Origin of the sequence: uncultured Nonlabens sp., from assembly GCF_947495285.1 — a bacterium.
Taxonomy (GTDB): domain Bacteria; phylum Bacteroidota; class Bacteroidia; order Flavobacteriales; family Flavobacteriaceae; genus Nonlabens.
The window spans coordinates 16,358-41,542 of the sequence record NZ_CANLXZ010000017.1 but is presented as its reverse complement, the minus strand read 5'-3'; the positions used below and the strand labels follow the sequence as shown (position 1 = coordinate 41,542).

Sequence of the window (25,185 nt, the reverse complement as noted above, 5' to 3'; positions counted from 1 at the left end):
GTTACTAGAAGATGCCCGATATTTTATCGGGCATTTTTGATTATTACATTAAATTATTACTGTTGGGTATTTATAAAGTAAACTATCGCACCTATAACAATCAATGCAGCTAGAATAGCTAGAAATATCTTCCAAAAAGAATAAGGTCTACTACCATGAATAACACCAGTCTGTCCATTTACATAAAAGTTATAGCGCTTGCCATTAAATTTATAAGAGCTTATGTAAACTGGTAATAGAATATGCTTAAAAGTCTGGTCACTTAATTCCATTTCTAATCTATGAATGCGCTGGGTATCGCCACCTATATCACGTCGCACCCAGTTTGCGGCAATATCTCTTGCTTTTTCTTTGGCATCTAGATGTCCATCTTTAAGCGGTATGGTGTATTTCTCTGTCACATAGCCCGCTAGAAATCTAGTATCAAATGTTTTGAGATGTTTTAAATTCCAAGATGCTATTTTAGATGGTATTTGTCCTCCTTTTTGTTGAGAGGCTTTAACTAAAGTGTCATCTATAAAACCAGAGATATCACCAGATGCGTCATACCATCTCGTGCGGCGTTCTTGTGTGGTGCGTTTATTTTTTCCTGAACCACGTGTTACTGTAACATAATAATACTCGCCTCGCTCTCCTTCATATTGAGCGTCTAATTGTGCATCAAAAGTCCAGTAGGGAACGTACAGTCCTTTTGTATTCTCGGGACTTAGACTCGCTTTTTGTAAATTATTAGGTGCCCACCATAAACCAGCGACCCATTTTTTGAAAATATGATAAGCTCTATCTGGCTTAAATTCAAACGGAACCACCGCTCCAGGAAGAATCCAGTCGTCTTTATATGCGTCTTCAATAATAAGCGGCATTGTACAGTACACACAATGTAGCGATTTATAACTCTCTTCTATGTGCTGGTTTGCCCCACAATTATCACAGTGCAACATGGTAATTTCCATAGAGTGCGACTGGGCACCCATTTGATCCATGTATTTATTAAGCTCCAGTTCTTTAAAAGGCTGGTCAGATTGCTCGATAACTTCTTTATGACCACAATAATCACAGGTTATTAGATCTGTTCCTGGCTCGTAAGTAAGCTCTGCACCACAATTGATACAGGATTTTTTACGCTCAGAGTTTATAGAAGATGAGTCACTCAAGATAGAAAAGGTTCAAAAAGTTATATTTATATCGTATTAAAAATAAGGATTTAAGTATTGCTACATAAAACAAAATTTAAGGATAAATCTAGAAATTATAATCTGGAAAAGCAATGCCCTATTCTATCATACGGTAGAATGACAGTTAATAACGACCTAGAGTTATAAATTAAGCAAAAGGCTTTAAAAGTTGGAAAATTATATTTTTACATAGGTAATGGCGGTGGCGTGTTGCCGCCTAAGAATCCTTTTAACTCCTCTACAGTACTTAATGCTTTCCAGCCATCCATACCTGCTTTCCAGACTAACGTGTCTTTATTAATACTGCGACTAGCAAAAAGAGATCTTAATTGATCAAAAGAAACAGGTCCAGCTTGTGCTCCATTTACCGCATAAAAATAACTTACAGCTTGTGGCATAGGTGGTGGGATTGCCGCGGCCTGGGGCTGCTGATACTGTTGCTGTTGTTGCGGCATTTGCTGCTGTCCACCCATTTGAGGCGACATCATACCACCCATTTGTTGGGCCATGACAAAGCCCATTCCCATTCCCATACCTGCACCAGCAGTACCTCCATCATTATTTGCTGCTGCTTCTATAGCTTTGGCAGTCTTAAATTTAGTAAGCTTATCCAGATCTATTTTATCTAGACGGCTGTATTCAAAGATCTCTTTCTTGAGTTCTTCTGGCATAGAAACATTCTCGATGTAGAATTTTTCTAATGATATACCTACACTCAAGAATTCTGTTTTCATTACTTCCTGACAGGTTTCAGAAAGTTCTGTAGTATTTGCAGCATATAATTCTATAGGTAGATTTGCCTCTCCTACGGTATCAGTGAATCTAGTTGCAATAAGACTTTTAAGATGCTCATTGATCTCAAAGTTGGTAAAATTATTATCTGTCCCTACTATATCTATAATAAATTTACCAGCGTCTGCTATTTTAAACGCATAAGTACCAAATGCTCTAATCTCTACAAGACCAAAACGATTATCACTTAAAGTAATTGGGTTTTTAGTACCCCATTTTTCATCTGTAAATAAAGTAGTGTTTACAAAATAAACCTCAGCTTTAAATGGCGAGTTAAAACCATATTTCCAGCCTTTGAGTGTACTTAAAATAGGAAGGTTTTGGGTGGTAAGATCATAAGTACCAGGTTTAAAAACATCTGCTAGTTGACCTTCATTAATGAAAACAGCCATTTGTCCTTCACGCACTATTAATTTAGCACCGTTTTTAATCTCATTTTGATAACGCTCAAATCTATGTGCGATCGTGTCATTTGTATAATCTAGCCACTCTACTATGTCAATAAACTCGTGACTTAATTTCTCTTTAATCTTATCAAATATGCTCATGCTGATTTATTTTTAATTTAGATTTCTAAGTTACAGATTTTTATTAAAACTTCGCTTTTGCGCAAGCAGAATAAATACCATCACATATAATAGGTATAATGTAGGATCATTATGTTACAATTTAACATTCCTAAATTACTAGATCGGTCGCAATAAATTACCTGTTCATTAAGGGATGATTCTTTTTAATATGAATAGCATTCTCATTACATCCCATTTAATGAGAACGGTGGCTGTTAATTCCTTCCTTTCTCATCTAGATAAAACGTATGTACTGGCTCACTTTGCCACACCTCTTTAGTCTCTACACATATTGCGGTTAATGGACCTTTATAAGCTGCTGCAGTATCGATATTCCACACGCAGGCTGCGTTAATAGGTTTATGCGAGCCTAAGCGATCTGTAGGAGTGTGTCCTATGTATACTTCATTATAGATTTTTAGTCTACCTGGATACCGATCGTTTTCTTTATCTAAATGTGGATCTACCGCAAGAGCTAGCTCCCATAACGTACGGTCCCAGTAAGTTATATTTTTATAATACTCGTAATGCGGTCCTTTTAAATTATGGAATCCAGCATGAAAAAAGCCATTACCGTCTAGCTCATAAAAATTATGAAGTTCAAATCTTAAAAAATTAAAATGCAATTCTAATTCGGCTTTACTTCTATTCTTATAGCTATCTACCGTGCTTTGCCCGCCGTGAAACAGCCACATTTCATTAGGTGTTGTTGCTTGTAAATTATCTACAATTAATTCATCATGATTACCTCTTAAATAAATAGGTACCACTTGATTGTTTTGTTTCCGCTTTCGCGAAAGCGAGATCAAAAAATCTATTACCTCAAAACTCTCTGACCAGCCGTCTACATAATCCCCTAGAAAGATTAACTGGTCGTCATCTTTTAAATCTATCCTTTCTATAAGCTGAATTAAGGCTTTATAACCGCCGTGAATATCTCCTATTGCAATAGTTCTCATGAATTATATTTTACTTTGCGCAAAACGCGTAATGCTTCTTTATATGATTTATAGGTATCTGGATAGTTTTTAAGAAAACTCTTATGAGATTTCATCTTTTCTATAGGCTCTCCTACGTTGTTAAACTGGCATATTAACATAGTCTCTGGCAACTGTCTAAGGTCTATTAGCTCTTCATTTTTTAAGGGTATGTCGTGCGAGATTTTATGTAAAAGAGCTAGGTTTGTGTTATAAATATGATGCAAAGTACGACGGTGGTAATAAGGAGGATTAAATAAGATCTTATTTTCTAGCAAATAAGTTCCATTATGGAAAAACCGTAACGTCTGTCTCTCTAGTGGGTGATAACGCTGTCGGTCTCCTATACCTAATTGAACAAACTCTAAAATGCTGAAACTGTCCTCATCATAGGTGATTTGAACCTCATCTAACGTGCTGTAAAAAATTTTAACCTGTTCATTTACCATCTCGATGTCTACACGATTATAATATCGCTGTCCTTTATTCACCTTTACTTTTCCTGACCAGCAAATAACAAATTGCTCTTTAAAAACCTTATAATGGGTTTCTAGATCTTCATTTTTACGATTTAAAAATTCTACAACACTATCTAAAGTATGTTCTATATTATTGCTAGCTTGTTTTTCTAATTTCTTTACTATCTCTGAATTGACATCTTTGATTTCAAGATCAAAAGTTTTAGGCATTGAAATACTTCCATCTCTGAAGAATACACTACCACCGTAGTATTTCCAGATGTTTTTGCGTAGTGATGTGAGTCCTACTTGTGCTCTTATAGTTACTAATCCGACGACCTTACCCAACGGCAAGTGAGGAAAAGGGATGTTTTCATACTGTATAATAGGAGCATTTGTAAAGTAGGCATTGATCAAATTTTGTAATTTTGAATCATCAAAGAAGTCTACACCTACTATGGCGTTAGTCTCATCATCGATACCTATTACTATGTAACTATTATTGTCAGGATTAGAATTTGCTAGTGCACAGATGTGTTTTAAAAACTTTGCTTTTCCTTCTTTACTACTCAGATCTATTTTTAACTTTTTATCATAGAAACTATTCTCATCATTATGAGCGAGTAAGTTCTTAACTAGAAGCCGTTTATTAATCATAGAGTCTAAGATACTCTCTTTATGAGTTATACAGATTAAAGTAATGTGAAAATTAAGATAAATATACAATCCTATAATACACGGACATTACCCCATTCGATAATTCAGATAGCGGTAAGTGTATTATCTTTGTGGCTATGCAAATTCCCGAAGGAAAAAAAATATATTTCTCTAGCGACAACCATTTAGGAGCGCCTACTCAAGAAAAAAGTAAACCACGTGAACAGAAATTTCTAACCTGGCTAGATCATATCAAAGAAGATGCTGCTGCTATATTCTTATTGGGAGATTTATTTGATTTCTGGTTTGAGTATAAACATGTAGTTCCTAAAAATCAAGTTAGGGTATTAGGTAAACTTGCTGAAATTGCAGATAGCGGTATCCCTATTTACTTTTTTGTAGGGAATCATGATTTGTGGATGTTCGGCTATTTTGAAGAGGAATTAGGAATTCCTGTTTATCACAGACCTCAGGCTTTTGAATTTAATGGTAAAAAATTACTCATAGGCCATGGAGATGGTCTAGGACCTGGTGATAAAGGTTATAAACATATGAAAAAGATATTTACTAGTAAATTCTTTCAGTGGTGTTTTAAGTGGGTGCATCCCGACATAGGTGTAGGGATAGCAAGATATTTATCTGTTAAAAATAAACTTATATCTGGAGATGAAGATGCTGTTTTTCTAGGTGAGGATAAAGAATGGCTGGCACTCTATGCTAAGCGTAAATTAGAAACAGAACATTTTGATTACTTCATTTTTGGTCATAGACATTTACCTATGGAAATAAAGGTAGGAGAAAATTCTACTTACATTAACATAGGAGACTGGATAAATCATTATACCTATGGAGTGTTCGATGGAGAGCAATTTAAATTAGAAAAAATACGCTCTTAACCAATCAAATATGCTGTTAATCGATTTTAACTTATAAAAAATTAACATTTGTTTTAGAGACTCACAGATTATCTAGTTTTCTTTTTTAAATTAGATCAATGGAGGATCAAGAAAATCACGAGATACACGATCAAATTAATATTATTGTTCAGGCTCCTATTGCGGTAGCTTTTTTAGATAATCAATTGAGATATGTTGCACACTCTGCAAAATGGTGCACTGATTATAAACTAGAAAAGTCTGATTTAAGAGGCTTTAATCATTATGATATATTTCCTGAAATAAGTGATCAATGTAAAGATAAACATCAAAGAGTTTTAAATGGTGCTGAAGAATCTCGAGATGAGGAGCTTTTTATACGTGAAGATGGCAGTGAACAGTGGTTAAAATGGAGTATTAAACCCTGGTATGACCATAATGGAAAAATAGCTGGTATAGTAATGGTTACAGAAGACATTACCTCTCAAATTCTTATTAAAAAACGTGATCAATTAGATTTCAAAATTTTACTAGATCTATGCTCGCACGCAAACGTAGGTACATGGCAATATAATAATGTGACTAAAGAGTTATACTGGTCAGATGCTACAAAAAAACTTCATGAAGTGTCTAATGATTTTGTGCCAGACGCTACGCAAGCAATAAATTTTTATAAAAACGGTGAATCTCGCAATAAAATATCAGAAGCTTTTCTTAACTCTATTATGAGAAATGAACCATACGATCTAGAATTAGAGTTAGTTACCGCAAAAGGTAACTGCATATGGGTAAGAGCAACAGGTCAAAGTGAGTTTAAAAATGGTTTATGTATAACACAATACGGAACATTTGAAAACATAAGTGACCGCAAAAAGAAAGAGCACGAGATTAAAGTTACATCACAAAAATTTCAAAAATTATTCTTTAATTCAAACTTAGGTGTAGCCATACTAGACACTGCTACCCTTGAATTCCTTAATGTAAACCCCACACTAGAAAGAATAACTAAACTAAAAAACAAGGATCTATTAAAAACTTCTTTTGATCAACTAATCGACAAAAGTGATTTTACAGAATGGTTTCATCACTTAGAAAAGGTTTTAAATAAAAAAACAGACCATATTAGACAAGCTATAACCTTGAGAGCGTCTGATGGATCCATAGTTTATACTCAAACTATATGCAATGTATTACATGATGAACATGGCGACCCAGAAAACCTAGTTATTCAAATTTTAGATATAACTAATGAGCGCATGGTAGAAAAGGAAAAGAAAGTATTTCTTAAAGAAATAATGAGTAAAAATGAAAGACTCCTCAACTTTGCCTATATAGTTTCTCATAATTTAAGATCGCACTCTAGTAATTTTAAAGGACTTATTGATTTTTATAAAGAAAGTGAAGAGATAGAAACTCGTTCTAAAATCATATCCATGTTAAATACATCTAGCAATAATTTAAATCAAACCATAGAAGATCTTAATCAGGTAGTTTCTATACACTCTAATAAGATCAAATTAAAAAATATTGCTTTAAAAGACTTCGTTCTACAAACGTTAGAAAGTGTTTCATTAGAAATAATGAAAAATGAATACGATATAGAAATAGACATAGAAAACGGCACAGAGATTCTGGCTTTCCCTGTTTATTTAGAAAGTATCTTGCTCAATTTAATCACTAACAGTATACGATATAGAAATCCTGACGTCCACTTGAAAATAGTTATTTGTGCCAGGGTTAATAACGATTCTTGTAACATAACAGTATCTGACAATGGGATAGGAATAGACCTGGATAGAAATAAGAATAAAATATTTGGAATGTACAAGACATTTCATGACCATAAAGACTCTAACGGTCTAGGTTTATTCATGACTAAAAATCAAGTAGAAGCCATGGGTGGAAATATATCTGTACAAAGTAAAGTAGGTATAGGAACAAAGTTCACTATAGAATTATAACTCTACTAAGGTATCAAACGTCTTTTAAAATGCGCTTTTTAGCTGATTTTAAAGCGTTTAAACGATTAAAAATTAAGATCAACTTACATTCTCAAAACCTGGTTTAAAAGTGTGAAATTTATATCTCAAAATATAAGTTTTATGAACACATCTAAAATCTGGATCATTGATGATAATCCTATAGATTCATACGTAATAAAAACCATGCTAGAAGTAAACGATCTAGCAAATAATATAGAGGTGTTCTCTGATAATAAAGAAGCTCTTCATAATTTAGATAAATTAAACAGTACAGACTACAAAGAATCTATTGTAGTCATCACAGAGAACAAGACTAATTCAGTGAATGGATGGGATCTTATTACCGACATGTCAGAAAAAAAGAAAGATCTCAACATTAAATTTCATATGACAAGCGAGCTTTATTCTAACAAGGATTTTAAAGAATTTAAAGAAACAGAACCGTTACTTTCCATAAATAAAAAACCTTTAAGATTAGACGATCTAAAAAATATCATAAACAATTAAAAAAAATGTAACACATACAGTAAAGTTACAATTATAAAATACGATATTTAAGGTAGCAACCTAATTAACCTAACTACATTTAGGATAATTAACAGTTTCATCTCAAAACGAGATACTTAGGAAAAATTCAAATTTAAAAACGTATATAAAACATTATTTTTCACTTTGTTCTCCTTTGTACCAGAAATCAAAAACAGACAGCAAAGAGCGTCTCTAATTATCTATTAGAGATAAACATAAAAAGTTAAACACCATCACTCTGCAACCAATGTGTTTTTATAAACAATAAAAAAACATTGCGCAGGGCTGCAAAACTGAGTAAAAGCAACATTACAAGTGTAAAAAAGATATAACTAACTCTATCTCATTATCTAGGAATATGATAGATAACAGCATGAGAAAGTTTTATAACAAGTACAGACCGGTTACACCCATCGGTAAAGTAGAATTCTTACCATCTGTGTTTTAAGAAGTAATGTCTCTCAACCTCAATTGCAAAGAAACATTTCCTTGCCATTCATTTTCATCAATAGAATAAGCAATGTGGAATTTTTTACCATCGGTAATTAGATCGTATGTATCACCCATATTAAAACCTATGGCATTAAAGCCATTCTTCTCCCCTTTTTTTGAGGCCACTTTAATTTTAAGGTGGCCTTCGTCCTTCCCCACACGTTTACCGTACCCAGTATCTACCACATTTTCTGTCATAAACACAGGTGTCATATTCCCTGGACCGAATGGCGCCATTTGCAGTAATATGCGATAAAATTTAGGTGTAATTGCGCTTAAAGGCAACTTAGAATCTATGTTTATTTCTGGAGTCAGATGTTTATTTTCTATGGTAGCACAAACCACCTCTTCAAATCTTACTTTAAACTTCTCATAATTTTCTGGCAACAAGGTAAGTCCAGCTGCATACATATGCCCACCGAATTGTTCTATAAATTCAGTACATTGTTCTAATGCATTATATACATCATAACCTCTCACACTACGTGCACTAGCGGCAAGTCTATCACCAGATTTACAAAACACTAAGGTAGGTCTATAATAGGTCTCAGTTAAACGAGAAGCTACTATCCCGATAACACCTTTATGCCAGCTGTCATGATAAACTACACTTGTAAAATTCTCTTCTTCCTTATTAATTATAATTTGATCTAACGCTTCTTTTGTAATAGATCGATCTAGCTCTCTCCTATCAGAATTATAATTTTCTATAGCAGCGGCACATTCTTTGGCCTTATCTAGATCTATCTCTTTGAGCAATTCCACTGCATGCAGCCCATGCTCCATTCTACCAGCAGCATTGATACGTGGCGCAATGGTAAAAACAACGTCAGTAATATTAAGGACCGTTTTATTTAAATTTTCAATAATAGCCTTAAAACCGGCTCGCGGGCTAGTGTTTATCACATTAAGACCATGATAGGCAAGTATTCTATTCTCTCCAGTCATCGGCACTATATCTGCACCTATTGCCGTGGCAACAAGATCTAGGTAAGGAATCAAAATATCAAAATCCCAACCATTTGTAACAGTAAGAGCCTGGCATAATTTAAATCCTACACCACAACCGCACAACTCATCATAAGGATAAGTACAATCTACTCGTTTAGGATCTAAGACCGCAATAGCATCTGGCAATACTCTACCAGGTCTATGATGATCACAAATTATAAAATCTATCCCCTTTTCCTTTGCATAAGCAACTTTATCTACAGCCTTCACACCACAATCTAGTGCAATAATTAAAGAAAAATCATTATCGCCCGCAAAATCGATTCCTTTATAACTCACCCCATAACCCTCATCATAACGGTCTGGTATATAAGTAGAAACACGTTCATAAAAACTTTCTAAAAACGTAGACATCAATGCAACACTAGTAGTTCCATCTACATCATAATCTCCATAAACTAGAATATTCTCGTTATTACCGACTGCTTTTTGAATACGTTTAACTGCCAGCTCCATATCCTTCATTAAAAAAGGATCATGCAATTCTTCTAGATCAGGTCTAAAGAAGGATTTCGCTTTTGCAAAAGCGTCCACACCACGCTGTACTAACAAACCAGCTAGAAAAGGATCTACTCCTAACTCTTGAGCTAGCTGCTGCTGTTTTTGAGAATCTGGTACCGGTTTTAAAGTCCAACGCATTTGGTAAAGATAAGATCTAAAAAAGAGTCTAAGCTCTTTAATTTTAATTGCAATTTTCAATTTTGTGATGTTTCCTTTATTTTTAAAACGTAAATTACGAGACAAGAAAATATAAATAAAACATACATGCCATTAGTAACCCCATTAGACGCCCGTCATGATCCAGAAACTGCTCAACTAGCAGATTTCTTTAATGAAACATTAGGTTTTTGCCCTAATTCTGTCCTTACTATGCAACGACGTCCAGCCATATCTAAGGCATTTATCAACCTGAATAAAGCCGTTATGGCAAACGAAGGTCGTGTAACCAGTGCTTTAAAAAGAATGATTGCTTGGGTATCCAGTAACGCAACAGGCTGCAGGTACTGCCAGGCACATGCTATAAGAGCTGCAGAGCGTTATGGAGCAGAACAAGAACAACTGGATAACATATGGGAGTACCGCACACACTCTGCCTTCAGTGAAGCAGAGCGTGCAGCATTAGACTTTTCACTAGCAGCGAGTCAGGTGCCTAATGCCGTTAATCAAGACATAAATGACAGACTACACGAGCACTGGGATGATGGAGAGATTGTAGAAATGCTAGGTGTAATCTCACTATTCGGCTACTTAAACAGATGGAACGATTCTATGGGAACTACCTTAGAAGGTGATGCTATCGATAGCGGTAATCAATATTTAGGAAAGCATGGCTTTGAAGTAGGTAAGCATGTTTAAACTGCTTTAAAATTTCACAAACCTTCTTAAAAGAAAACAGGGTGCTGATATAAACCAGCACCCTGTTTTATAAATGAACCTATTTATTATGGAACATTTACAAATTCAATAATCTGTTCTTCCTTATTATTTATGTACTCAATAATAAATTTATCGCCATTCCTGTATCCTACACCTGCAAACACAGACGTATGTACTAGATAAGCATTATTACTTTTCTTAAGCACTACACCTATAGGTAGATTATTATCAAAGATTAAAAAGCCTTTGGCGCTTTTCATTAATGCAAATCCTTCCTTTGACGTGAACTCATATTCACTAGACGGCGCAGCATCATCTATCACATTCTTTTCAAACTTCGGAGATTCATCCGGTGCTATCTTTGTAATTAAGGAGTTTTGAGTTGGCTTTTTAACCTCTTCTGTTTCTTTTACGACATTACCTGGTTGACTAGACATAGTTTGCACACTAGCTATTCCGATTGCTGCTACTTCACTATTTGGAAGTATTTTTATATCATTAGGCTTTACATATCTATAATCAACAGCATCAAAAGAAGTCATCGCATCTCTTACTGCTTCATAATAGGCTTTGTCATTAGACTTAGTTCTTCCTACACCTTTTTTACTAGTAAAAACAGTTTCACCAGCACAGTTCACCAGTTTGAAAATCAAACTCCTGGTAAAACTTCCACTTTCATCTATTTTTAATTGAAGTGCATTACACACACCTCTATTCCTATCTTCTGGTAGAATTTCTGTATTTCTAAAAGCATTAAAATTGCGTTTTTTAAACTCAAAAACAATCAACTCATTTAGTCGGTATTCATTTGCCTCACTCTGAAAATCGTATTGATTTTCTACGACAATGTATTTATAATCATTCAAATCTTGATTTTGAGCAACCGCAAAAAATGTTATGATAAAAAATAAAAATGTAAAAAGATACTTCATATACTCGTTTCAACTGAATTATAAGATTTCTAAATAACAATAATACAAGTGCATATGTTGTTGGAAATCTCGCTTTCGCGAAAGCGGAAAAATACAAATTAACTAGATAGAAAAGTATCTATCGCACTAGATAAATCAAGAAATGACCACATCAAGTTATAAACAAAGCTTTATAAAAACACACTGAAACCCTACCTTTGAAACTTGTCTTTTAAGACGTTACACGCCATTCAAATCAATATTATGAAAAAACTAGAACTACTCAAAAAGTATTTTGGTTACGACAGTTTCCGCCCGTTACAAGAAGAAATTATAGACAGCGTTATTGCTGGAAAAGACCTTATGGTCGTCATGCCTACTGGTGGAGGTAAATCCATGTGTTTTCAATTACCTTCTTTACTACTAGATGGCATTACCCTAGTAGTGTCCCCACTTATAGCATTAATGAAGGATCAAGTAGATGCGTTGCGAGCAAACGGTATTGCAGCATCTTACTTTAACAGCTCTCAAGATGCAACGCAGCAACAAGAAATGCTGGAAGAATTGCGTTCTGGACGTCTCAAATTAATTTATGTAGCTCCAGAAAGTATAGGTTTATTAAATAATCACCTTCAGGGAATTCCTGTTTCTTTAATTGCCGTAGATGAGGCGCACTGTATTTCTACATGGGGTCATGATTTTAGACCTGCATATACACAGTTATCTTATTTTAAAACCAGTTTTCCAGATGCTAACCTGATCGCACTAACTGCCACGGCAGACAGAGCCACTAGGGCTGACATTAAAAAACAATTAGGGATTCAAAATGGAAAGGAATATGTCTCCTCCTTTGACCGCCCTAATTTAACTCTAGAAGTACGTCCAGGAAATAATAGACTGCAGCAAATACGTCGTTTTTTACAGAAAAATAAAGACCAATCTGGAATAATCTATTGTCTAAGCCGTAACACGTGTGAGTCACTAGCTAGTAAGATAACAGCTTATGGATTTGATGCGGCTGCTTATCATGCTGGTTTGAGTCATGAAGAAAGAGAAAATGTACAAGAAAAATTCATCAAGGACGATCTTAAAATAGTGTGTGCGACTATAGCATTTGGGATGGGAATTGATAAATCTAATGTGCGTTTTGTACTGCACTATAACATGCCTAAAAACATAGAAGGTTATTATCAAGAAATAGGTCGTGCTGGTCGTGATGGTATCAACTCACATGCGTTATTATTTCACAGTTATGCAGACGTGATCCAGCTGCGCAAATTTGCAGAAGGAAGCGGTAATGCCGAATTACAAATTGCAAAACTAGAACGCATGAAGCAATTTGCCGAGGCTCTTACCTGCCGCAGGAAAATGCTCCTCTCTTACTTTAATGAATATCTAGATGAAGACTGTGGCAACTGTGACGTATGTCTTAACAAGCCCGATTTCTTTGAAGCAACACTACCGGCGCAAAAAGCATTGAGCGCCATAATACGCGCTAATGAAAAAGCATCCCTTAATCTTTTAATAGACGTACTACGTGGTGCACAGAATGCAGCCATTATGGAAAGTGGTTTCCAGCATATGAAAACTTATGGTGCTGGTAAAGATATAACGTGGAACAACTGGCAACAGTACATCGTACAAATGATTAATCAGGGTCTGATAGAAATAGCTTTTCATGAAAACAATCATTTAAAAATTACCCCTCAAGGTAAAGAGGTGTTATTTAACGGTCGTAAAGTCTCTCTAGCTGTGATACCTAAACCAGAAGAACTAGCCTCTCGTAGAGCAAAACTAACTAGAGAAGAGTTGCCGACAGAGGTAAATCGTGATCTTTATGAAGCATTGCGCAAAACTAGATTACAACTGGCTAATGCTGCAAATCTAGCTCCTTATATGATTTTTAGTGATGCGACTTTAAAAGATATGGCAGCGAGAATTCCACTGGACGATAATGAATTTGCCGACATTACCGGTGTTGGAACTCATAAACACGATACCTATGGTGCAAAGTTCTTAAAAATGATATCAGAATTTAAAAATGATCGTAAAAATAACTTTGTCTATAGAGATGAAATAGTAAAACCTAAAAAAGCCAAAAAGAAAAGTAATGGTACTAAAAAGGATACGGTAATGGAAACAGTCCTTTTATTTAGAGAAGGTAAAACGATTCAAGAAATAGCTGAAATAAGAAATTACCAGCCTGGTACTATCTTAAATCATCTTACTAAGCGTTATGAAAGCCACGGCGATATAGATCTAGAGAAATTAATAGACCCTAATGATTATAATCTAATGGCCGCAGACTTTGAGCAAATAAAAGATAATGAGAGCCTTAAAAGCATCTTTGAACATTTTAACGGTAAAATAGATTATGGATCTTTGCGACTGGGTCTCACTTTATTAAAGAAATCTCTATAATAGATACATCTATCCTCCGATAATGGCGGGATTTACCCAACTAAATGTGGCAGAATCTGTTGGGATTTTTATTCTTTGAGAAACACGTTCCATACGTGCAGGAAGTTTCATTAAATAATCTCGTGCTTTCTCAGCCTCTTCGGTAAGATGTGTCATGTTTGCAATATCCCATTGATCAATGAGTTTTTGCATAATATCTATATAATCTTGAGCAGTGTAAACACCTATACGTTGCGCGCTGTTTGAGAAATCTTCAAATGCAGCTCCTATACTCTGACCTTGCTCTCTTAAAAACATGGCTGGCATGACTATTTTATGAACCATCATTTCTTTAAAGGCTACCATCATGTTGCTGGCATCTACTTTAAAGATTTCTTTTACAAAAGTGCTATAGGCTTTATGATGTCGCATCTCATCTCCAGAAATGATACGACACATTTTTGATAAGGCAGTATTTCCATAACCACGAGCAAGTTTTGCCACACGGTTATGTGAAATGTAGGTAGCTAGTTCTTGAAAACTTGTGTAAATAAAGTTTTTATAAGGATCACGATCTGTACCGATGTCAAAACCATCTGTGAGTAAATGATGTGTTGTAATTTCTACCTGACGCATGTTAACACGACCAGATAGGTACAGATATTTATTTAATGTATCTCCATGTCGGTTTTCTTCACCTGTCCACTGGCGCACCCATTTAGACCAGATATTACCTTTACCTTCTACTTGATTAATTCCTTCTACATCCATTAGCCATGCCTCATAGGTAGGTAAAGCTTCTTCTGTAATAGTATCTCCTACTAGGGCAACCCAAAAATCATAAGGAAGCTCTTTGGCTAATTCTCTCAACTCTCTCACTTCTTCAAAAAAAGTATCTTCTTGAGAATTAGGTAAAAAATCTGTAGGCTGCCAGATCTTATCAACAGGAATTAAATATTCATCCATAAAGGATTCTACTTTATTCTCTAGCGATTGCATCACCTCGATGCGTATATTTTTAAGGGGCTTGCTCATAAGTATAGCTTATTATGTAAAGGTAGTCGTTTTGAATTTGTTCCGCTTTCGCGAAAGCGGAAATATTATCCAACTCTATACCGCAGTAGAAGTAACGCCTTTATGCACAATTTCTTGTGTTTCTAGAATTACCTCGTCCATATCTCTTCCTTGAATAGGAATAGGGTTGTGTAGGGTTAGTGCTATCTTATTCCCCATACCATAAGGGAATTTTCCATAACGATCTACTTTCCAGCTGTTATTAATTGTAACTGGCACGATAACGGCGTCTGGAACATATTTAAAAATAGTCTTTAAACCATTAGTCTGGAATGGCTTAGGAACACCTGTTCTACTGCGAGTACCTTCTGCAAAAATTACAACGCTACGTTTCTTTTCATGTATGTTTTTTGCAAATTGAACAAGGGCGGTTATGGCCTGCTTGCGGTCTTTACGATCTATGGCGCAGTTCTCTCCTATTCTTAAATTAAGTGAAATGCTAGGTATCCCTTTGGCCAGTTCTTTTTTTGCTATAAATTTTGCATGATAATTTCTAAGATAATAAATTAAGGGTGGTATATCAAACATGCTCTGGTGGTTACATACAAACACGTAAGATGGACCAACAGGTAGATCCCTTTTATAGTTGATAGTAAAAGTATTGAACAGCGGCAACTGTGACTGCATTAAGAACCAGTTAAGTATATATACACTCTTGCGATGTGCATTATAACCACTTAATTTGTAACAAATAAGTTGTATGGGATGGAATATAACCAGAAAAAAGAAGAAGAGTATGAAGTGAATTACTGTTAATGGATATGAGATGATTTTTTGCATACTGCAAAGATAATTTGTTAATACACATCAAAAAACGAGAACTGCTTAAATCGATATGCGTGCATAGTATTTTTGAGGTAGTAGTTAGAGAAATCAAATTTTAAAAATTATCACACAAGAACAAGTGTGACGTATTCTTCCTACAGTTTTAAATATAAACTTGCCTATTATTCTAATAGCTAAGCATCTTGCGGTAGATCTTAAATAAAAAGTGCTTTTGTTTTCACAAAAGCACTTTTAAAAATTTTAAACTAGGACTGACTAACAGTTCTCGTTATACGCTTCTTTAAGATTTTCGGCGATCATTTCAGCAGGTCTTCCTTCTATATGGTGACGCTCTAACATGTGTACTAACTCGCCATTTTTAAACAATGCCATAGATGGAGAACTAGGTGGAAAAGGAATCATAGCTGCTCTCGCTGCATCTACTGCATCACGATCTACTCCTGCAAACACGGTCACGATGTGATCTGGTTTTTTTGAGTTATCTAGAGACATTTTTGCTCCTGGACGTGCATTTGCAGCTGCACAACCACATACCGAGTTTACAACAACAAGTGTTGTACCTTCTTTGCTTAGTGCTTCTTTTACGTCGTTTTGTGTATATAAATGTTCAAATCCTGCGTTACCTAAATCGTCACGCATAGGCTGAACTAATTCTGCTGGGTACATAATTTTATTTTTTACAAAGGTAAAGACTTCTAGCTCTTTATAAAACAGCAATCCTATCATTTTAGTTTATTACAAGAATGCTTTTATGAATAGTTGATGAGTAATTTTTTTTTTAAAAACAATCGCTACTTATTTTATTTCCTTTCTATCAGGACACTTTTAATAAATAGCTGCGTCTCTTATAATAGTACTCCTAACCGTTTACAAATGTTTAGTATATTTAAAGAATAGATAGTAAGGTAATTATGGCTAGAAAAAAATGTCCTGAATGTAAAGAAGAAGTGCGCGGTAGAGCAGATAAAATCTACTGCAGTGACTACTGTCGTAATGTAGCTAACAATAAGCTTAACCGAGATAGTAACGCCTTAATGCGTAATATTAATAATAGATTACGCAAGAATCACAGAGTATTAAAAGAACTTAACCCTAAAGATAAAATTAAAGTAACTAGAAATAAAATGCTAGCGGCAGGATTTGATTTTAATTTTTTTACTAGTATTTACACTACAAAGAAGGGAACGGTTTATTACTTTGTATACGATCAGGGCTATCTACCTATGGACGATGATCACTATTTAATTGTTAAACGCGATTGATCAATAAAACAGAAAAAGACACGTTTTTAATTCTATAAAACATTTAATTCTTACATGAATTTCACTTCTAACAAAGACATTTACCGATGGTCCATGATTGTAGCAGCAGTCATAATTACTTCACTAATTCTATGGAACACGTTTGATTTTTTCCAGCAATTAAAAGAGAATGAGCGCAAGAATATAAAAGAATTTGGTATCGCTGCAACAGATCTTCAAAATCAATCTCTTCAAGCAGATTTGGGAGATTTAGGCATTACAGTAATGGCAAACACCACATCAGTCCCTATGATAGTAGTTAACTATAAAGGTGAGATGAGCGCCCGTAACTTATCAGAAAAAGTAGAGCGAGATACAGAAGAACTTAAAAGATTAATCGAGGTTTTTAAACAAGAAAATGATCCTATAGTCACTGAATTTGAAGGAGAACCATTCAGCACCATATATTATGGAAATAGTGACGTAATTACAAAGATCAAGTACTACCCTATGGCGCTAGTAATTATAATGCTTCTATTTTTCTCAGTCATATGGTTTTTCTATCGATCTAGTAAAGCAAGCGAGCAAAATAAATTATGGGCTGGTATGGCCAAAGAAAGTGCACACCAGATAGGCACACCGCTTTCTTCTCTAGTAGGCTGGACTACTATATTAAGAGATACGGACGTAGACCCATCTTACATTGACGAGATGGAAAAAGATATAAATCGTCTTAAAATGATTACCGATCGTTTTTCTAAAATAGGCTCTATTCCCACACTTGCTCAAGTCGATATCGTACATCAAACTAAACAAGCTGTGGAATATATAGCAAACAGATCTTCTAAGTTAATTCTATTTAAGGTAGATCTTCCTGACCAGCCTATACAGGTAAAGTTAAACGAACCTCTTTTTCAATGGGTTATAGAAAACTTGATTAAAAATGGTATCGATGCCATGAAGGGAAAAGGAAACATAACCATTTATCTCAAGGCAGACGTGTATAATGTGTTTATTAAAATAAAAGATACTGGTAAGGGGATTCCAAAACAGCAATGGAATCAAATATTCACACCTGGATTTACAACCAAAAAAAGAGGTTGGGGCCTGGGATTATCTCTCGCTAAGCGTATAATTAAAGACTATCACAACGGTAAAATAAGAGTAATCGATAGTAAGAAAGACATGGGGACCACCTTTGAGATAATCTTAAACAAGGTTTAATAAAGATTAAAACATATTAACATCTAGGTAGAGTTACTATAAACCTTGTCTCTTTACCATAGACCGTATGCATCTCTATCTTTCCATTAAAGTTCTCTACGATTTGTTTTACCATAGCTAGACCTAAACCCATTCCGCTATTTTTTGTAGTGAATTTGGGCTCAAATATTTTCTTCTCGTTATCAGGGTGTACACCAGTACCAGCGTCTTTCACGGTTAAAAAGATATGATCTGAATCATGAGTCACTGATACCTCGATTATATTTTCTCTATCACTATGTGTAGCCTGTATGGCATTTTTTACAAGATTAGTGACCACACGTATCAATTGTGTCCTATCAAAAACAGCCATTAAGGAATCTACATCTTCTGTATAACGTATGTTAGATTCATTAAATATATCCAGAGCGAGCTGTGTAACCATACATACATCAGTCTCTTCATTTTTTTGAGCCGGCATGGTGGCATAGGTAGAAAATGCACTAGCGATATTGCTCATCACATCTATTTGCTCGATTATTGAATTAGAATATTCATTTAGTTTTTCCTTAGCATCAGGATTTTCTGGATCAAATCTTCTCTGAAAACTTTGTACAGTAAGACGCATAGGTGTCAACGGATTTTTAATCTCGTGTGCCACTTGCTTTGCCATTTCTCGCCACGCTTGCTCTCGCTCGCTAGTGGCTAGTTTTACAGCACTTTCTTCTAACTCGTCCACCATTTTATTATAAGACTCTACTAGAGTATTAATTTCTTCAGTTCCTTTATAATCTATGTCTATTTTACGGTTGCGTTTTGAAATGTCTAGCTCTTTTAAGTTATCAGATATATTTCTTATCGATCTAGTGATGTATTTAGAAAGGAAATAACCTAGTATTATAGAAAAGCAAAATATAAAGGCATAAACTAGGGCCAGTCTTTTAAGAAACTCCTCTAGTTCATGATTCATAAAGTCGTCATTCTCTATATAAGGTAAGTTAAGAATAGCGATGTTCTTAAATCTATTATCGGTAAGATAGGTATAACTAGAGCGATAACTCTGTCCGTCTACTTCAAATTTTTGCACGTAACGACCATCGTCTGCATTGTTAAGTTTCTTAATAATATCTAACGATATTTGTTTGTGTAAACCATCACTAGTAAATTGTGCTTTAGAGCTTTTAAGTAAAGTTCCATTTAAATCATACATATAAATAGGCATACCATGCACAGCACTTAAACCATAGATATCTTCTTTAAAAATATAAGGTAAGTTATTTGTTACGACCTGAAAATCTGTTTCATCTAGGACAAAGGCAATATGCTCCTTAATCGCCTGTTCCTTACGTAATAATCGCTTCTCATGATAGTCCTTTGCTTGCTCTTTAAATTGATATATAGACATACCGGCAATCAAAACACTTGCAATAATGGTAAGCACCATCATGGAGAAGAAGATGCGATTTCTAAGGCTATTTTTATACAATCTCATTGCAGTAAAAATAACAATAATCGAGCCAGTTGTAAAACGCTATTAAATGTAATATGTAGATGAATAATTCCGCTTTCGCGAAAGCGAATACAAAATCCATTTTTAAAGAGCCATAAAACTTCCTACCAGTGCAAACAGCATATAATCGCATAAATTAATAGATTTGCAGTATGAAAATAGATAATCTAGAGCAGGGATATTACGGAATAGGAATCATGCATGGCAAGACACCAGAAAATTTAGGTGTATTATGGCGTACGGCACAAAATCTAGGAGCAAATTTCATTTACACAATAGGTAAACGTTATGCAAAACAAGCCTGCGACACTCACAACGCTGTAGGTGCTATTCCATATTTTCATTATAAAACATTTGACGATTTTTACAACCATTTACCTAAAGGCGCTATGGTAGTGGGAATAGAGTTAACAGATAGCGCTGTGGCGTTAGAAGACTTTAAACATCCACGTAATTGCGTGTATTTATTAGGAGCCGAAGACCACGGATTAACTAACGAGGCCATTGCAAAATCACATCATATAGTAAAGTTTAACACTCCCAAAAGCCTAAACGTGGCCGTTGCAGGTAGTATTATTATATATGATAGAAGCGTTAAAGGAAATCATGTCTACATAAATGGAGTTCCAAAAGAGTAACCTAACAACAAAAAGTAGGGTTAACGCTTAAATATGAACACCATAAAGGATTTTAATTTTATGACGTACACTTTTATCAAAGTAGACCATAAAACAAGGAAACGTATTTTTTAATAGATTAAAAAGATTGGGATTAATCGTTAAAAAGAACTGATCAAAGTTGCTCTATGCCCGTTACAGAAATGATAAACGATATAGAAGAAACACACCATGTATAGAATGAATAAAGGTGAGTGCATACTGTGAATCTATAAGACGAGTGGATGAACCTTTTATTTTATAGAATAAGTAAAAATCAAATCTCATCAAAGGCCGTGGTTTTTTTATTTGTTCTTAACAAAAAAACTTCGTTTTATAAAAGCTAATAAAAAAAGTCGCTTTGTTAACAAAGCGACTTTTAATATATTTTAAAAAGAAACAGAATTACTTCACGCCTAGTTCTGCTTTTACGTCATTAGTAAGGTCATAACCGTCTGCCATGATGATACCAGTTCCTGTTGTAGAGTCTAATACATAATCAAAACCCTTTCTTCTAGCAACTGTAAAGATAGCTTCTCTTACTTGCTTATATAGTGGCTTTAATAAGTCAGTTCTTTTTTGACCCATAGCAGTTTGAGAGTTCTGGTAATATTCTTCTAATTTTTTCTGACCTTCGGCAAGCTCTGCAAGAATTCTTTCATTTTCTTCTTGAGTTCTTTGAGGTGCCGCCTCTTGTGCATTTTGATATTTAGTCTTCAGTTCTTTATCCATAGCAGTTAACTTAGTTTCATAAGTTTTTGCAAGGTTTCTTAATTGCTTATCTGCTGCAATGGCACTAGGTAAAGACTCTACTAATGATTGAGAGGCTACGTGACATACCTTAGTAGGTTGAGCGTCTTGTGCCTGACCTATATGAATACCTGCAAAGATGAATGCGATTACTGCTATTAGTGTTTTTACTTGTTTCATTTTTTTATTAATTGTTATCAATTTTTAAATTCAGTAGCCTAGTAGGCGATTGCAAATATAAGGAGTTCCTATATTATTCTCCACCAGGTGGGGTTTTCTTATTTTTCTTTGCGTTTCTAGCGTCTATTTGAGCTTGTTTTTTTGCTCTAGCGGCTGCTCTTAGCTCAAGAACACTATCTTTCTTACGCTTACGGTCTGCCATAAGCTTATCTCTTCTTTTTTGATAAGCTGCTGCTTTTGCCGCTTTTGCAGAGTCGCGTACTCTTCTTTGTTCGTTACGGACCGCATCACGCTCAGATATAACTTTTTGAATCGCTTCTTTTTTATCTTCTTTAAGCTGTTCTTTTTTCTCCTTTTCTTCAGCTTCTACCACAGACAGGTAGGGCTCATTATCTTCTACTGGATTATTTCTAGCATTTTGCTTTTCTCGCGCCTCTTTTCTTTTTCCAGTTCTGCCTATAGCTTTTAATACTAGGTCACTCACATCATGGCGATCTGCACTATATAACAATGCCGCTTCAGAACTATCGATTAACATGTCGTATTTCTTCTGTTTACCTATCTTTTGCACCTCGTTAAAAACCTGGTCTTGTATAGGCTCGATAAGCTGCTGCCTTTGCAATAAAAAATCACCCTGTGGACCAAAACGTTTTTGCTGATAGTCAGCTAGATCTTGCTCTTTTAAGGATATATCTTCTTCCTTTTCTTCAATAAGTTCTTTGGTGAGTAAAACCTTTTCATTTTGAAGAGATGCTTTCATTTGAGAAATCTCATTAGACATTTTATCGATCTCACCTTTCCACTTTTGCATTTTTTGCTCCAGTTGCTTTGATGCTTCCTGATATTCTGGAACACTTTCTAAAATGTATTCCATGTCTATGTAAGCTATTCTTGCTCCTCTTTGTGCTTGCGCAAAAGTGAAACTAAAAAAAACTGTTAATCCAATAATTAAAATCTTAGTTCTCATAAGCTTGTTGTTTAAAGAAATAATTATGCCATATTTAAAACTGTTGTCCGATTATAAAGTGAACGTTCCAACCACTAGGATCATTACTTGCAGCATTAGGAACACTATCAAAACCATAACCAAAATCAACACCTAATAAACCGAATGCTGGCATAAATATACGTAATCCTGCACCTGCAGATCGCTGCACATCAAAAGGATTATAGCTTCTAAAACGATCATAAGATCCTGCAGCCTCAGCAAATGTTAATACATAAATAGATGCTGCTTGTTCTAATGATATAGGGTAACGTAGTTCCATAGAGAACTTATTGTATACCGTATCTCCATCATCACTTGTAGTTAACGCACTATTATCATAGCCTCGCATTCTAATAATATCGCGACCATCTAGAGAAAAAGCACCTAATCCATCACCACCTACAAAGAATCTTTCAAAAGGAACGAGACCACGATCATTATTATAAGCTCCTAAGAAACCGAATTCTGTTTTAGTTTGTAAAATTAATTTTTCATACAGTTGTGTATACCATGTACCTTCAAATTTTATCTTATAATATTCTAAGAATTTAAATTTTTCTTGATCTATCTTACCATTGTCTGCTATTCCATTAGTTTGAAACTCTGGGTCATCTTCTAGATTTGCATAATCTACACCATTCCATACAGAATAAGGTAAAGTCATTTTTGCAGTAAGGCTGAAGGAAGATCCATAAGTAGGAAAAATAGGGTTAACACCAACATTATTGCGACTTAAACCAACTGTGTATGCCAGGTTATTTGAAAAACCATTAGGAAAATTAAATAAACTAGTCTGATAGTTTTTTAAGTTATAATGCTGGAAAGAAATGGCTTGAGAGAATTGAAAATACTGGTCAGGCCATTCTAATCTCTTTGCTATACCTACTGTACCACCAGTAATTAAAAATCTTTGATTTCTATCTACTTCCCTAAAATTTTGTTGATTAACACGGAATTGCTCGCTGTGAGAAAAAGACACATTAAAAGAAACTGGCTTTTTACCACCTAACCAAGGCTCTGTAAAGTTTAAACTGTAAGTTCTAAAAATAGTACTTGCCTGGGCTCTTATAGCCAGGGTCTGTCCATCACCCATAGGAACAGGCTCATATGCTTTACCATTAAATATATTACGTAATGAAAAGTTGTTAAAACGTAAACCTAGCGTTCCTACAAAACCTCCACCACCATAACCACCTTGTAATTCTATCTGACTTGCTCCTGCCTCTGTTAGTTCATAATCTACATCTACAGTTCCTTCTTCTTGATTTACATTATTTAATTGCGGATTAATTTTTTGAGCATCAAAGAAACCTAATTGCCCTAATTCACGTATGGAATTAATAATCTTCTGACGAGAATATTTCTCACCAGGAGATGTTCTTATCGCTCTGTAAATGACATGATCATTTGTTCTTGTATTACCACTTACACTTATATTATTAAAATAAGCCTCTTTACCTTCTACGATTCTAATTTCAAAATCAATAGTGTCATTTTCAACACGAGTTTCTACGGCATTTACACTAGAGAATAAGTAACCACTATTTTGATATAAGTTAGTTAAATCATCAGAATCTGGGTCTTGTGGATTACTAATTTGCTCATCAAAAGCAACTCCATTATAAACATCTCCTTTTTCTATTTTAAGCAATCTCTTTAATTGCTCATCAGAAAAAGCTGTATTACCTATAAATTTAATATCTCCAAAATAGTACTTTGTCCCCTCTTCTACCTCAATATCTAGAGAGATGGTTTTATCATTTACCTTAGTTAGAGTATCAGATATCACACGAGCATCACGATAACCACTTTCTTTATATTTATCTACCACGGCAATTAAATCGGATTGAAAATCCTCTTCGACATATTTAGATCTTTTTAAAAATCTAACAAAATTCTTCTTTTTAGTATTGGACATTGCTCTACGCAGTTCCTTATCGGTAAGCATGGAGTTTCCTTCAAAATTTATCTCTGCTATTTTAACTTTCTTACCCTTATCGATATCTATTTTCATATCGACTCTATTCTTTCCAGTTGTATCTACTAGCGTGCGCGTTTTTACCTTAGCATCTGCATATAAGAAACCTTTCTTTTTATATTTATCTTCTATAAAAGATCTAGTTGTAGTGATAAGATTTTCAGTCGCCTTACGTCCTTTAGTTAACTTTAATTCTTCTCTAAGATCTTTAGTCTGTCCTTTGCGCAGTCCCTCTATAGTTACCTCATTAAGGTTAGGCACCTCGATAATATTAATTTCTAGATTAATAGTATCCATCACATCATCTTCTGGGTCTCCTATAATATCTGTAGCAAAAATTCTTATGTCACTAAAAAGTTTTAGATCCCACATTTTCTTTACCACCTGGCTTATACGTTCACCTGGCACAAAAACTTCTTCACCTTTACGTAAACCAGTAAAAGCGATTACTGTATTATCATTATAGGTCTGGCTACCGGTAACAGTAATTTCACCTATTTTATATTTAGTGGCATCTCCTATTGCTAGGTCTCCTCTTTTCTCTTGAGCGTATGTAGCTGCACTTAATAGTAAACATGTTACCAGTAGTAGCGAGTTTGCTAACTTTTTTATCAT

General features: G+C 34.7%; 21 protein-coding genes. 8 read left to right on the top strand and 13 right to left on the bottom strand.

The annotated features are described in order from the left end of the window. Positions 1-56: 56 nt before the first annotated feature. The 4 genes from Q0838_RS08705 to Q0838_RS08690 all read right to left on the bottom strand — a co-directional run bounded on the left by Q0838_RS08705 (position 57) and on the right by Q0838_RS08690 (position 4,628). Positions 57-1,154: a DNA helicase PriA gene (locus Q0838_RS08705; protein ID WP_298953618.1), complete on the bottom strand. Its 1,098-nt coding sequence runs from the start codon at positions 1,152-1,154 to the stop codon at positions 57-59. A gap of 206 nt (positions 1,155-1,360) precedes the next feature. Beyond that, on the bottom strand, positions 1,361-2,515 hold the full coding sequence (locus Q0838_RS08700; RefSeq protein ID WP_298953616.1) for an SPFH domain-containing protein: 1,155 nt from the start codon (positions 2,513-2,515) through the stop codon (positions 1,361-1,363). Positions 2,516-2,751: 236 nt separating this feature from the next. Next, a complete protein-coding gene (locus tag Q0838_RS08695; RefSeq protein ID WP_298953615.1) occupies positions 2,752-3,495 on the bottom strand; it encodes a metallophosphoesterase in 744 nt (247 codons plus the stop codon). Beyond that, positions 3,492-4,628, bottom strand: a complete 1,137-nt coding sequence (locus Q0838_RS08690; protein ID WP_298953612.1) for an ATP-binding protein — start codon at positions 4,626-4,628, stop codon at positions 3,492-3,494. Before Q0838_RS08690 ends, Q0838_RS08695 begins: the two co-directional genes overlap by 4 nt. 137 nt (positions 4,629-4,765) lie before the next feature. On the opposite strand from Q0838_RS08690, the gene Q0838_RS08685 reads away from it, so the two are divergent. From Q0838_RS08685 to Q0838_RS08675, 3 genes are all read left to right on the top strand, one after another. Continuing rightward, on the top strand, positions 4,766-5,524 hold the full coding sequence (locus Q0838_RS08685) for a UDP-2,3-diacylglucosamine diphosphatase (RefSeq protein ID WP_298953607.1): 759 nt from the start codon (positions 4,766-4,768) through the stop codon (positions 5,522-5,524). A 98-nt stretch (positions 5,525-5,622) separates the two neighbouring features. Then, complete coding sequence (locus tag Q0838_RS08680; RefSeq protein ID WP_298953604.1) at positions 5,623-7,464, top strand: PAS domain S-box protein; 1,842 nt, start codon at positions 5,623-5,625, stop codon at positions 7,462-7,464. 141 nt (positions 7,465-7,605) lie between these two features. Then, positions 7,606-7,992 carry a response regulator gene (locus tag Q0838_RS08675; protein WP_298953601.1) on the top strand — a complete coding sequence of 129 codons (387 nt, stop codon included), beginning with the start codon at positions 7,606-7,608 and terminating at the stop codon, positions 7,990-7,992. 465 nt (positions 7,993-8,457) lie between these two features. Here the strand turns inward: Q0838_RS08675 and recJ are convergent, their stop codons facing one another. Next, complete coding sequence (gene recJ, locus Q0838_RS08670; RefSeq protein WP_298953598.1) at positions 8,458-10,155, bottom strand: single-stranded-DNA-specific exonuclease RecJ; 1,698 nt, start codon at positions 10,153-10,155, stop codon at positions 8,458-8,460. Between the two features lie 126 nt (positions 10,156-10,281). Here recJ and Q0838_RS08665 point away from each other — a divergent pair, with 126 nt between their 5' ends. Next, entirely contained in the window at positions 10,282-10,872 is a 591-nt protein-coding gene (locus tag Q0838_RS08665) for a carboxymuconolactone decarboxylase family protein (RefSeq protein ID WP_298953596.1), read from the top strand. A gap of 86 nt (positions 10,873-10,958) precedes the next feature. On the opposite strand, the gene Q0838_RS08660 is transcribed toward Q0838_RS08665, so the two are convergent. After that, entirely contained in the window at positions 10,959-11,825 is an 867-nt protein-coding gene (locus Q0838_RS08660; protein ID WP_298953594.1) for a hypothetical protein, read from the bottom strand. 243 nt (positions 11,826-12,068) lie between these two features. On the opposite strand from Q0838_RS08660, the gene recQ reads away from it, so the two are divergent. Further along, positions 12,069-14,225, top strand: a complete 2,157-nt coding sequence (recQ, locus tag Q0838_RS08655) for a DNA helicase RecQ (RefSeq protein WP_298953591.1) — start codon at positions 12,069-12,071, stop codon at positions 14,223-14,225. 9 nt (positions 14,226-14,234) lie between these two features. Here recQ and Q0838_RS08650 read toward each other — a convergent pair whose 3' ends face one another. The 3 genes from Q0838_RS08650 to Q0838_RS08640 all read right to left on the bottom strand — a co-directional run bounded on the left by Q0838_RS08650 (position 14,235) and on the right by Q0838_RS08640 (position 16,730). Next, positions 14,235-15,239 carry an acyl-ACP desaturase gene (locus Q0838_RS08650; RefSeq protein ID WP_298953589.1) on the bottom strand — a complete coding sequence of 335 codons (1,005 nt, stop codon included), beginning with the start codon at positions 15,237-15,239 and terminating at the stop codon, positions 14,235-14,237. A 75-nt stretch (positions 15,240-15,314) separates the two neighbouring features. Further along, positions 15,315-16,058 carry a 1-acyl-sn-glycerol-3-phosphate acyltransferase gene (locus Q0838_RS08645; protein WP_298953586.1) on the bottom strand — a complete coding sequence of 248 codons (744 nt, stop codon included), beginning with the start codon at positions 16,056-16,058 and terminating at the stop codon, positions 15,315-15,317. A gap of 261 nt (positions 16,059-16,319) precedes the next feature. Beyond that, on the bottom strand, positions 16,320-16,730 hold the full coding sequence (locus Q0838_RS08640) for a BrxA/BrxB family bacilliredoxin (RefSeq protein ID WP_104514387.1): 411 nt from the start codon (positions 16,728-16,730) through the stop codon (positions 16,320-16,322). Positions 16,731-16,975: 245 nt separating this feature from the next. Between Q0838_RS08640 and Q0838_RS08635 the strand changes: the two genes are divergently transcribed. After that, on the top strand, positions 16,976-17,326 hold the full coding sequence (locus Q0838_RS08635) for a hypothetical protein (protein ID WP_298953583.1): 351 nt from the start codon (positions 16,976-16,978) through the stop codon (positions 17,324-17,326). Between the two features lie 54 nt (positions 17,327-17,380). Continuing rightward, positions 17,381-18,529, top strand: a complete 1,149-nt coding sequence (locus Q0838_RS08630; RefSeq protein ID WP_298953576.1) for a HAMP domain-containing sensor histidine kinase — start codon at positions 17,381-17,383, stop codon at positions 18,527-18,529. A 16-nt stretch (positions 18,530-18,545) separates the two neighbouring features. Here Q0838_RS08630 and Q0838_RS08625 read toward each other — a convergent pair whose 3' ends face one another. Continuing rightward, entirely contained in the window at positions 18,546-20,000 is a 1,455-nt protein-coding gene (locus tag Q0838_RS08625; RefSeq protein ID WP_298953573.1) for an ATP-binding protein, read from the bottom strand. A gap of 170 nt (positions 20,001-20,170) precedes the next feature. On the opposite strand from Q0838_RS08625, the gene Q0838_RS08620 reads away from it, so the two are divergent. Next, positions 20,171-20,656: an RNA methyltransferase gene (locus Q0838_RS08620; protein WP_298953570.1), complete on the top strand. Its 486-nt coding sequence runs from the start codon at positions 20,171-20,173 to the stop codon at positions 20,654-20,656. A gap of 423 nt (positions 20,657-21,079) precedes the next feature. On the opposite strand, the gene Q0838_RS08615 is transcribed toward Q0838_RS08620, so the two are convergent. The 3 genes from Q0838_RS08615 to bamA form a co-directional block, all read right to left on the bottom strand. Next, a complete protein-coding gene (locus tag Q0838_RS08615; RefSeq protein WP_298953567.1) occupies positions 21,080-21,604 on the bottom strand; it encodes an OmpH family outer membrane protein in 525 nt (174 codons plus the stop codon). 73 nt (positions 21,605-21,677) lie between these two features. After that, complete coding sequence (locus Q0838_RS08610) at positions 21,678-22,571, bottom strand: OmpH family outer membrane protein (RefSeq protein WP_298953564.1); 894 nt, start codon at positions 22,569-22,571, stop codon at positions 21,678-21,680. 34 nt (positions 22,572-22,605) lie between these two features. Continuing rightward, on the bottom strand, positions 22,606-25,185 hold the full coding sequence (gene bamA, locus Q0838_RS08605) for an outer membrane protein assembly factor BamA (protein WP_298953561.1): 2,580 nt from the start codon (positions 25,183-25,185) through the stop codon (positions 22,606-22,608).

What these genes read in the sequence shown, in the direction of transcription:
- Q0838_RS08680 (WP_298953604.1), top strand. Translation starts at nt 5,623, where the DNA reads ATGGAGGATCAAGAAAATCACGAGATACACGATCAAATTAATATTATT.
- Q0838_RS08660 (WP_298953594.1), bottom strand. Translation starts at nt 11,825, where the DNA reads ATGAAGTATCTTTTTACATTTTTATTTTTTATCATAACATTTTTTGCG.
- Q0838_RS08650 (WP_298953589.1), bottom strand. Translation starts at nt 15,239, where the DNA reads ATGAGCAAGCCCCTTAAAAATATACGCATCGAGGTGATGCAATCGCTA.
- Q0838_RS08620 (WP_298953570.1), top strand. Translation starts at nt 20,171, where the DNA reads ATGAAAATAGATAATCTAGAGCAGGGATATTACGGAATAGGAATCATG.
- Q0838_RS08695 (WP_298953615.1), bottom strand. Translation starts at nt 3,495, where the DNA reads ATGAGAACTATTGCAATAGGAGATATTCACGGCGGTTATAAAGCCTTA.
- Q0838_RS08690 (WP_298953612.1), bottom strand. Translation starts at nt 4,628, where the DNA reads ATGATTAATAAACGGCTTCTAGTTAAGAACTTACTCGCTCATAATGAT.
- bamA (WP_298953561.1), bottom strand. Translation starts at nt 25,185, where the DNA reads ATGATAAAAAAGTTAGCAAACTCGCTACTACTGGTAACATGTTTACTA.
- Q0838_RS08685 (WP_298953607.1), top strand. Translation starts at nt 4,766, where the DNA reads ATGCAAATTCCCGAAGGAAAAAAAATATATTTCTCTAGCGACAACCAT.
- recJ (WP_298953598.1), bottom strand. Translation starts at nt 10,155, where the DNA reads ATGCGTTGGACTTTAAAACCGGTACCAGATTCTCAAAAACAGCAGCAG.
- Q0838_RS08665 (WP_298953596.1), top strand. Translation starts at nt 10,282, where the DNA reads ATGCCATTAGTAACCCCATTAGACGCCCGTCATGATCCAGAAACTGCT.
- Q0838_RS08640 (WP_104514387.1), bottom strand. Translation starts at nt 16,730, where the DNA reads ATGTACCCAGCAGAATTAGTTCAGCCTATGCGTGACGATTTAGGTAAC.
- Q0838_RS08610 (WP_298953564.1), bottom strand. Translation starts at nt 22,571, where the DNA reads ATGAGAACTAAGATTTTAATTATTGGATTAACAGTTTTTTTTAGTTTC.
- Q0838_RS08615 (WP_298953567.1), bottom strand. Translation starts at nt 21,604, where the DNA reads ATGAAACAAGTAAAAACACTAATAGCAGTAATCGCATTCATCTTTGCA.
- Q0838_RS08635 (WP_298953583.1), top strand. Translation starts at nt 16,976, where the DNA reads ATGGCTAGAAAAAAATGTCCTGAATGTAAAGAAGAAGTGCGCGGTAGA.
- recQ (WP_298953591.1), top strand. Translation starts at nt 12,069, where the DNA reads ATGAAAAAACTAGAACTACTCAAAAAGTATTTTGGTTACGACAGTTTC.
- Q0838_RS08645 (WP_298953586.1), bottom strand. Translation starts at nt 16,058, where the DNA reads ATGCAAAAAATCATCTCATATCCATTAACAGTAATTCACTTCATACTC.
- Q0838_RS08675 (WP_298953601.1), top strand. Translation starts at nt 7,606, where the DNA reads ATGAACACATCTAAAATCTGGATCATTGATGATAATCCTATAGATTCA.
- Q0838_RS08625 (WP_298953573.1), bottom strand. Translation starts at nt 20,000, where the DNA reads ATGAGATTGTATAAAAATAGCCTTAGAAATCGCATCTTCTTCTCCATG.
- Q0838_RS08700 (WP_298953616.1), bottom strand. Translation starts at nt 2,515, where the DNA reads ATGAGCATATTTGATAAGATTAAAGAGAAATTAAGTCACGAGTTTATT.
- Q0838_RS08630 (WP_298953576.1), top strand. Translation starts at nt 17,381, where the DNA reads ATGAATTTCACTTCTAACAAAGACATTTACCGATGGTCCATGATTGTA.